This window comes from Brevundimonas sp. KH_025, assembly GCF_057839885.1.
The window spans coordinates 3,069,415-3,077,539 of sequence record NZ_CM174501.1 but is presented as its reverse complement, the minus strand read 5'-3'; the positions used below and the strand labels follow the sequence as shown (position 1 = coordinate 3,077,539).

Genomic DNA, 8,125 nt, shown 5'->3' with positions numbered 1-8,125 from the left:
TCTCAGACACCCGCCAGAGTTAGTTTTGTCCACCGAACGAACGCCCTTCGAAGCCGCCGATCCGGGACGACTTCTCCTGCCCCGCGAAGCCAGGCTTCGCGAGTGGGGTCGTACTCACAGACAGACATCTCCCGCCGAGGGAAACCGTTGATTTCCCTCGCCTTCATCCAGATTGGATGGAAGTGCGTTACCCCTCGAACTTACGCGCCGCGCGGCGGAGATCAACGCTGATTCGAGTCGAGATTCGCACTTAAATTGTTTGACTCCGGCAAACCCCGGCAGCGCTTGGGAAAATGGCGGTTTCGCCCCATTTCCCAACGCTGGATTCCGCCGGCGACTTAGCGCCGGACAGCAAGACGGCGAGGGAGCTTGCGCTTCCTCGCCGTTGAAATCGTTAGATTTTCTTGCGACAACCCTGTTACGGGTCGTCCGAACGCATCAAATGACGTCGTTTGACAAAGGCGTGAAACCCCGTCCGCGACGCCCCTTGATCAGGCGGCCGACAGCTTCTTCAGCTGGGCGGCCAGGCGCGAAACCTTGCGCGAGCCGGTGTTCTTGTGAACCACGCCCTTGGACACGGCGCGCATCAGTTCCGACTGAGCCGTGATGAAGGCGCCCTTGGCGGCTTCGACGTCTCCGCCCGTCAGGGCTTCCTGGAACTTGCGCAGGTAGGTGCGAACGCGGGTGCGGCGGGCCTTGTTCACTTCGGTCCGCGCTTCGATCTTGCGGATCGCCTTGCGGGCGCCTGCATTGTTGGCCATCGGGTAAAAACCTTCGAACGAAAACGCCGCGAACCCACGTCCACGGCGAGGAAATCTCAAGAGCGGGCGGCTATAGCGGAAAGGCTCCGGCCGGTCAACGCGACCCGGCCGGAATTGAGTCGGAGCCTAGGTTTGAGCGAACCTCAGCGCCCCGTGAAGGCGGGCTTCCGCTTCTCGACGAAGGCGGCCATCCCCTCCTTCTGGTCCTCGAAGGCGAACAGGGAGTGGAACAGGCGGCGCTCGAACACCACCCCTTGCGTCAGGGTCGTCTCGAAGGCGGCGTTGACCAGTTCCTTGTTGGCCATGACGGCCAGGATCGACTGCCCGGCGATCTTGGCCGCCGTCGCCCGCGCCTCGTCCAGCAGGGCGTCAGACGCCACCACGCGCGAGACCAGACCGGCGCGCTCGGCCTCGGCGGCGTCCATCATCCGGCCGGTCAGGCACATGTCCATCGCCTTGGCCTTGCCCACAGCGCGGGTCAGGCGCTGCGAGCCGCCGATGCCGGGGGCCACGCCCAGGTTGATCTCGGGCTGGCCGAACTTCGCCGTGTCCGAGGCGATGATGAAGTCGCACAGCATGGCCAGCTCGCAGCCGCCGCCCAGGGCATAGCCCGAGACCGCCGCGATGATCGGCTTGCGGAACCCAGCCACCCGGTCGTGGGCGCGGGCGAAGAAGTTGCCGCGATACATGTCGGCATAGGCCTGGTCCGCCATCTCCTTGATGTCGGCGCCGGCGGCGAAGGCCTTCACCGAGCCGGTCAGGACCACGCAACGCACGCTGTCGTCGTCGGCTGCGCTCTCCAGGAAGTCGCCCAGTTCGCCGGTCAGGGTGGTGTTCAGCGCGTTCAGCGCCTCGGGCCGGTTCAGGGTGACGACCGCATAGCCGTCGGCGTGACGTTCGATCAGCAGGGTGGAATAGGCGTCGGCCATCAGGCGCTCCTCTATATCGTTCGAGCGGAGGTCTAGCGCCTCAGCCCTCCCACTGGAACACCTCGCCGATCTCGACGCCAAAGACCTGGGCGATGCGGAAGGCGGCCTCCAGACTGGGCGAGTACTTGCCCTGCTCCATGGCCACGATGGTCTGGCGCGTCATGCCGATCCGCGCGGCCAGATCGGCCTGGGTCATCTCGCCTGCGTGAAAGCGCAGTTCGCGGATGCGGTTCTTGATGGGGGGCGGGGCTTTTCCCATCACCGCCCCCGCCGCAGCAGGACCACCGTGAAGACGAAGCGGATCATCTCGGACACGACGATCGCGCCCAGCAGGACATTGGCGATCACCACCATGGCGTTGGCGTTGGTGGTCAGAGCCTTGCCCGCGCCCGGCGCGACGACGTCGCCCAGGCCGGCGAAATAGGCCACGCCGCTCAGGGTGATGATGATCGCGATCAGGGCCATCAGCGACACATGGCTGGCCTTGAGCGCCGCCAGGGTCTCGCGCTCGTCGCGCGCCTCGCGCTCGGCCTTGGACGTGGTCAGATGGGCGATCAGGGTCAGGACCAGCTCGATCACGACGACGACAGCCGTCGCCCCGGCGAACATCAGCCCCATGTCCCAGGCGAAGGAGGACTGACGCAGCCCGCCCTCCAGCACCCGCTCGCCGAACCGCCAGTAATAGACGCCCCAGATCACTACCGTGGAGACGATGCTGATCCACAGATGCTTCTCACGAAAGGTCATGACACGCTCCTCTGTGTTCGGACTTCAGCCGACCCGGCGCAGCAGGGTGATCTGGGTGGCGTGGCGCACCACTTCGGCCAGGGCCAGGGCGAAGATCACCCCGTTGGCGGCCAGCAGCATGGCCGGGGCCAGGGCGTCCGCGCCCAGCAGGTCCGGATGCTTGCGGGCATAGACATAGGCGAAGGCCGCCAGACCGCCGATCACCACGCTCATGGTCATGAAGGCCGCCTGACTGGCCTTCAGCGCCACGCCCTGCTCGCGCTCGTCGACCACGGCCAGATCAGCCTTCGACGAGCTGACCGTGGCCAGAATGGAGAAACCCACATGGGCCGCCACGCTGAAGGCGACGCAGATCCCCAGCGTCCACAGCACCAGGTCCTGGGTCAGCAGGCCGTCGGCCGCCTTCAGCCCCAGCCGCACGAAATAGAAGCTCCACACCGTCGAGGTGGTCAGCAGAACGCCCCACGACAGCTTTTCCCTGAACGACATTCCCGCCTCCTCCTTGATCCCAAGCGATGAGGCGATGTCGCATGACGCAGACATCGTGTCTATAATTTTTTACATCGCGTCGGATTTTTCCGACACATCACTTCTTCTGGCAGACCGGACAGAAGAAGGTCGAGCGCCCGCCCTGGACCACGCGCGCCACCGTGCCTGCACAGCCCTCGGTCCGGCACGGCTCGCCTTCGCGGCCATAGACGTCGAAACGATGCTGGAAATAGCCCTGCCCGCCCTCGACATTGGCGAAGTCTTTCAGGGTCGAGCCGCCCGCCACGATGGCGTCAGCCAGGACCTGTCTCACCTCGGTCGCCAGCCGCTCCAGCCGGGGCCGGCTGACCTTGCCCGCAGGGGTCAGCGGCGAGATGCGGGCGCGATAGAGCGCTTCGCACACATAGATATTGCCCAGCCCCGCCACGATCCTCTGGTCCAGCAGACTGACCTTGATGTTCTGCGCCTTGCCGGCGAAGGCCTCGGCCAGATGGGCGGCGGAGAAGGCGTTGCCCAGCGGTTCCGGCCCCAGTTCCGAAAACCAGGCGTGGCCCTCGACCGCCTCGGTCGGGATCAGCCCCATGAAGCCGAAGCGCCGCGCGTCGGCGTAGCCCAGCCGCGTTAGCACCCCGCCCCGCTCGGCGATCAGGCTCATATGTTCATGCTTGCCCGGCGCCGCCTCCTGCAACGTAAAGCGCCCCGTCATGCCCAGATGCGTCACCCAGGTCTCGCCGGTCGACAGCGGGAACAGCAGATACTTGGCCCGCCGGTCGAGCCGCAGCACCATCGCCCCGTCCAGCCGCTCGACGAACCGCTCGGGGAAGGGAAAGCGCAGATCCGGCCGGTTCTGACGCGGCTGCGTCAGCCGCGCCCCCTCCAGCACCGGCTCCAGGCCGCGACGCACGGTTTCGACTTCGGGCAATTCAGGCATGGGAAAAACCTAGCCCTTCTCTCCTTGCGGGAGAAGGCAAGCCGCGCGCCCCGTTGTCACGGCGCCGCTTTCCGGCTTACCTCCGACGCGACAACGGAAAGAACCCCGCATGACAGACAAACCCGCCGGGACCGGCAAACGCATCGAATTGACCATCCGCGCCCTGATCCTGGGCTGTTTGCTGGCGGCGGTCTTCACGGCGGCCAACACCTATCTGGGGCTGAAGGTCGGGCTGACCTTCGCCTCGGCCATTCCGGCGGCGGTCATCTCGATGGCCCTGCTGCGCGCCTTCAAGGGTTCGACCATCTGGGAGAACATGACGGTTCAGACCGTCGCCTCGGTCGGCGGCGCAATGAGTTCGATCATCTTCGTCCTGCCCGGCCTGGTCATGATCGGCTGGTGGATGAACTTCCCCTTCTGGGAGTCGGTGGCCATCTGCGTGCTCGGCGGGGTGCTGGGCGTGACCTTCTCCATTCCGCTGCGCCGCACCCTGGTGGTGCAGGGCGGCCTGCCCTACCCCGAAGGCGTCGCCGCCGCCGAGGTGCTGAAGGTCGGCTCGCCCGGCGCGGATGAATCCGAAAGCGCCGTGCGCGAGAACCGTTCGGGTCTGGTCGTCGTGATCGGCAGCGCCGTCGCCTCGGCCTTCTTCGCCTTCCTGGCCTCGGCCCGCGTCTTCGCGGCCGAAACCGTCGCCTTCCTGCGCCTGCCCGCCGCGCTGGGCGGCGGCGCCACCGGCGTCGGCTTCTCGATGCAGTTCGCCCTTCTGGGCGCCGGCCACCTGATCGGCCTGGCCGTCGGCCTGACCCAGCTGTTCGGCCTGGTCCTGGCCTGGCTGATCTTCGTCCCCATCCTGACCTCGCCCGAGTTCGTGGCCTGGGCCACGGCCCACGGCGTGCCCTCGATCGCCGCCGGCCTGCCCGCCGGCGCGCCCGCCGAAGAACTGGCCATGACGGTCTGGGCCAAGGAAGTCCGCTTCATCGGCGCCGGGGTCATCGGCGTCGCCGCCCTGTGGACCCTGGCCAAGCTGGCCAAGCCCCTGGTCGCCGGCCTGGCCTCGGCCATCGCCGCCCAGTCCAAACGCGCCCAGGGCGAGGTTCTGGACCGCACCGAGCAGGACATTCCGATCAAGATCGTCGGCCTGCTGTCCATCGCGGCCCTGGTCGGCATCGCCGTCCTGCTGGCCGTCTTCGCCCAGGGCACGGCCCTGGCCGGTTCGACCCCGCTGCTGGTCGTCGGCGGGCTGATCTATGTCGTGGTCATCGGCTTCGCGGTCGCCGCCATCTGCGGCTACATGGCCGGTCTGATCGGCTCGTCCAACAGCCCGGTCTCGGGCGTCGGCATCCTAGCCATCATCATCGCCTCGCTGCTCATGCTGGGCGTCATGGCCATCTCCGGCGTGCCGGCTGATCCGTCGATCATCGCCTTCGCCCTGATCGTCACCGCCGTGGTCTTCGCCGTGGCCGTCATCTCCAACGACAACCTGCAGGACCTCAAGACCGGCCAGCTGGTCGAGGCCACGCCCTGGCGTCAGCAGACGGCCCTGCTGGTCGGCGTCGTCGCCGGCGCCCTGGTCATCCCCTTCGTGCTGGACATGATGAACCAGGCCTTCGGCTTCGAAGGCGGCCCGCCCGCCATCGTCCAGGGCGCCCAGACCCTGGCCGCGCCCCAGGCCACCCTGATCTCGGCCCTGGCCAAGGGCGTCATCAGCGGCGAGCTGCGCTGGGACCTGATCGGCATCGGCGCCGCCGTCGGCGTCGGCGTCATCATCCTGGACGTCGTCCTGCGCGGCGCGACCAAGGACAAGGTCAAGCTGCCGCCGCTGGCCGCCGGCATCGGCGTCTATCTGCCGGCCGCCGTCACCACCATGCTGGTCGTCGGCGCCGTCTGCGGCTGGGCCTACGACAGGTGGATCGCCACGACCCGCTTCGCCGACGTCGGCCGCCGCATGGGCGTGCTGCTGGCCTCGGGCCTGATCGTCGGCGAAAGCCTGTTCGGCGTCTTCACCGCCGCCGTCATCGTCAGCACCCGGGACGAAGCCCCGTTCGCCCTGCTGCCCGAAGGCAGCGCCTGGCCCGCCATGTGGGCCGGCCTGGTCGCCTTCGCCGTCCTGACCTTCGCCCTCTACTCGTGGATCCGCAGCCGCTCGGCCAAGGTCTGACCTGACTAGTGCGCGGAGGCGAAAGCCTCCGTTCTCCCTCTAAAGCGCGGAAGCAAAAGCTTCCGCGGCGCGGCTGGGCCGCCGTTCGCGGTGACGCAGCAGATGAAACGGCCGCTCGGGCAGATCGAGCGGCAGACGAACCAGCCGCCCCGCCTCGATCAGGGGCTGGGCGGCCAGTTCCGAAATCGCCGTGACCAGCCCCCCCGCCGCCACCGCCGACAGAATGGCTTCGTTTGACGGCAGGGTCAGCACGGCGCGCAGACTTCCCGCCACGCCGCGCGGCAAGGCCGCCTCGAACTCGCTGCGGGTGCCCGACCCCTCTTCGCGCAAGGCCCAGTCCAGCGCCTTCAGCTCCGCCGCCGACAGGGGCTCGTCCCGTCCCGCCAGCGGATGCCCCGGCGCCGCGACCACGACCAGCCGGTCCGCGTCCATCCGCACCTTCTCCACCCTTGCCGCCTCGAACGCCCCCTCGATCAGGCCCAGTTCGGCCTCGCCCGCCAGCACCGCCTCGACCACCCGGTGCGTATTGCCGATCGACAGGTGCAGCTGGATTTCCGGATGCGCCCGCGCAAAGGCCGCCATGCGCGGCGGCAGCCAGTAGGCGGCGATGGTCTGGCTGGCGAACAGCCGCACTGAACCGCGCCTCAGCCCCGCCAGATCGTCCAGCGCCTGCTCCGCCGCCTCGGCCTGGGCCAGGACCGCGCGGGCCTCGGGCAGGAAGGCCGCGCCCGCCGCGTTCAGCGCCAGTCCCCGCCCGACCCGGTCGAACAGCTGGGTGCCGTGCCGCGCCTCCAGCGCCGCGACCGCCGCGCTGACCGCCGACTGGGTCAGATTCAGCGCCTCGGCCGCGCGCGTCATGTGCAGACGCTCGGCCACGGCGACAAAGATGCGAAGCTGTTCCAGCGTCATGGCCAATCAATCGCTTTTATCGATCGTTAAATCCAGAACTATCCGTTGGAACGATCAGATGACGGAGCAGAGAATGCGCCGTCATGACGACCGCCCATCATCCCGCCCATGCCCGCCCCAGCCTGACCGCCCCGCAGCAGGCGCTTGCCCGCCTGCTGCCCGGCGTCCTGCTGAGCGCCGGGATCGGCGCGGTCGCCTACGGCCTGCAACTGATCGAGACCTCGCTGTTCGGCCACCCGTGGATCGAGGGACTGGTCCTGGCCATCCTGATGGGGGCGGGTCTGCGGCTGTTCTGGACCCCGTCCAGCGTCTGGACGCCGGGCATCGCCTTCAGCGCCAAGACCCTGCTGGAGGTGGCCGTCGCCCTGCTGGGCGCGACCGTCTCCGGCGCCGCCGTCATGGCGCTCGGCCCCGTCATGCTGCTGGCTATCGTCGGCGTGGTCGCCCTGGCCATCGTCGGCGGCTATGCCCTGGGCCGGGCCTTCGGCCTGCCGCCCGCCATGGCCCTGCTGGTCGCCTGCGGCAACGCCATCTGCGGCAACTCGGCCATCGCCGCCGTCGCTCCGGTCATCGAGGCCGAGGGCCAGGACGTGGCCGCCGCCATCGGCTTCACCGCCGTCCTCGGCATCCTCGTGGTGCTGCTGGTCCCCGTCGTCGGGGCGTTGGCGGGCTACGACGCAACCCGTGTCGGCGTCCTGGCCGGCCTGACCGTCTATGCCGTGCCTCAGGTCCTGGCCGCCGCCGCCCCCGCCGGGATGCTGGCCGTCCAGACAGGCGCGATCGTCAAACTGGTTCGCGTCCTGATGCTGGGCCCGGTCTGCCTGGTGCTGGGCCTGATGCGTTCGGGCCGGGTGGAAGGCGCCAAGCGGCCCAGGCTGCACCACATGGCCCCCTGGTTCATCATCGTCTTCCTGATCCTGATGGGCCTGCGCTCCGCCGGCCTGATCCCGGAAGTCGTCCTGCCGCCGCTGCAGGCCGGGGTGACGTCGATGACCCTGATCGCCATGGCCGGTCTGGGGCTGATGGTCGATCCGCGCGCCGTGGTCCGCGCCGGGCCCCGCGTGGCGGCCGTCGCCGCCCTGTCAGCCCTGCTGATCGGCCTGCTGGCGCTGGCGACGATCGTGCTGATTCTGCCGGGCTGACGCACAATCGTACCGCCGCGCTGGCCTTTCGGACGATAGGGCTGTAAGAGGCGCCGCTT

General features: G+C 68.3%; 9 protein-coding genes. 2 read left to right on the top strand and 7 right to left on the bottom strand.

What is annotated here, in order from left to right; all coding sequences use genetic code 11:
* Window positions 1-491: 491 nt before the first annotated feature.
* The 6 genes from rpsT to mutM all read right to left on the bottom strand — a co-directional run bounded on the left by rpsT (window position 492) and on the right by mutM (window position 3,857).
* Window positions 492-761: a 30S ribosomal protein S20 gene (gene rpsT / locus AC3IS2_RS15195; RefSeq protein WP_489198622.1), complete on the bottom strand. Its 270-nt coding sequence runs from the start codon at window positions 759-761 to the stop codon at window positions 492-494.
* Between the two features lie 143 nt (window positions 762-904).
* Window positions 905-1,690 carry an enoyl-CoA hydratase gene (locus AC3IS2_RS15190; protein WP_489198621.1) on the bottom strand — a complete coding sequence of 262 codons (786 nt, stop codon included), beginning with the start codon at window positions 1,688-1,690 and terminating at the stop codon, window positions 905-907.
* A gap of 40 nt (window positions 1,691-1,730) precedes the next feature.
* Window positions 1,731-1,949, bottom strand: a complete 219-nt coding sequence (locus AC3IS2_RS15185) for a helix-turn-helix transcriptional regulator (protein ID WP_105562742.1) — start codon at window positions 1,947-1,949, stop codon at window positions 1,731-1,733.
* Window positions 1,949-2,437 carry a hypothetical protein gene (locus AC3IS2_RS15180; protein WP_489198620.1) on the bottom strand — a complete coding sequence of 163 codons (489 nt, stop codon included), beginning with the start codon at window positions 2,435-2,437 and terminating at the stop codon, window positions 1,949-1,951. Before AC3IS2_RS15180 ends, AC3IS2_RS15185 begins: the two co-directional genes overlap by 1 nt.
* A gap of 24 nt (window positions 2,438-2,461) precedes the next feature.
* Window positions 2,462-2,926, bottom strand: coding sequence for a hypothetical protein (locus AC3IS2_RS15175; RefSeq protein ID WP_489198619.1), 465 nt, complete (start codon window positions 2,924-2,926; stop codon window positions 2,462-2,464).
* Window positions 2,927-3,023: 97 nt separating this feature from the next.
* Complete coding sequence (gene mutM / locus AC3IS2_RS15170) at window positions 3,024-3,857, bottom strand: bifunctional DNA-formamidopyrimidine glycosylase/DNA-(apurinic or apyrimidinic site) lyase (RefSeq protein WP_489198618.1); 834 nt, start codon at window positions 3,855-3,857, stop codon at window positions 3,024-3,026.
* Between the two features lie 109 nt (window positions 3,858-3,966).
* On the opposite strand from mutM, the gene AC3IS2_RS15165 reads away from it, so the two are divergent.
* Window positions 3,967-6,015, top strand: a complete 2,049-nt coding sequence (locus tag AC3IS2_RS15165; protein WP_489198617.1) for an OPT family oligopeptide transporter — start codon at window positions 3,967-3,969, stop codon at window positions 6,013-6,015.
* A gap of 39 nt (window positions 6,016-6,054) precedes the next feature.
* Here the strand turns inward: AC3IS2_RS15165 and AC3IS2_RS15160 are convergent, their stop codons facing one another.
* A complete protein-coding gene (locus AC3IS2_RS15160; RefSeq protein ID WP_489200166.1) occupies window positions 6,055-6,924 on the bottom strand; it encodes a LysR family transcriptional regulator in 870 nt (289 codons plus the stop codon).
* 83 nt (window positions 6,925-7,007) lie between these two features.
* On the opposite strand from AC3IS2_RS15160, the gene AC3IS2_RS15155 reads away from it, so the two are divergent.
* Complete coding sequence (locus AC3IS2_RS15155; protein WP_489198616.1) at window positions 7,008-8,066, top strand: YeiH family protein; 1,059 nt, start codon at window positions 7,008-7,010, stop codon at window positions 8,064-8,066.
* The last annotated feature ends 59 nt before the right edge of the window (window positions 8,067-8,125 follow it).

Bases quoted from the DNA above. Each gene is read 5' to 3' on its own strand.
- rpsT (WP_489198622.1), bottom strand. From the start codon at position 761: ATGGCCAACAATGCAGGCGCCCGCAAGGCGATCCGCAAGATCGAAGCG.
- mutM (WP_489198618.1), bottom strand. From the start codon at position 3,857: ATGCCTGAATTGCCCGAAGTCGAAACCGTGCGTCGCGGCCTGGAGCCG.
- AC3IS2_RS15175 (WP_489198619.1), bottom strand. From the start codon at position 2,926: ATGTCGTTCAGGGAAAAGCTGTCGTGGGGCGTTCTGCTGACCACCTCG.
- AC3IS2_RS15160 (WP_489200166.1), bottom strand. From the start codon at position 6,924: ATGACGCTGGAACAGCTTCGCATCTTTGTCGCCGTGGCCGAGCGTCTG.
- AC3IS2_RS15190 (WP_489198621.1), bottom strand. From the start codon at position 1,690: ATGGCCGACGCCTATTCCACCCTGCTGATCGAACGTCACGCCGACGGC.
- AC3IS2_RS15185 (WP_105562742.1), bottom strand. From the start codon at position 1,949: ATGGGAAAAGCCCCGCCCCCCATCAAGAACCGCATCCGCGAACTGCGC.
- AC3IS2_RS15165 (WP_489198617.1), top strand. From the start codon at position 3,967: ATGACAGACAAACCCGCCGGGACCGGCAAACGCATCGAATTGACCATC.
- AC3IS2_RS15155 (WP_489198616.1), top strand. From the start codon at position 7,008: ATGACGACCGCCCATCATCCCGCCCATGCCCGCCCCAGCCTGACCGCC.
- AC3IS2_RS15180 (WP_489198620.1), bottom strand. From the start codon at position 2,437: ATGACCTTTCGTGAGAAGCATCTGTGGATCAGCATCGTCTCCACGGTA.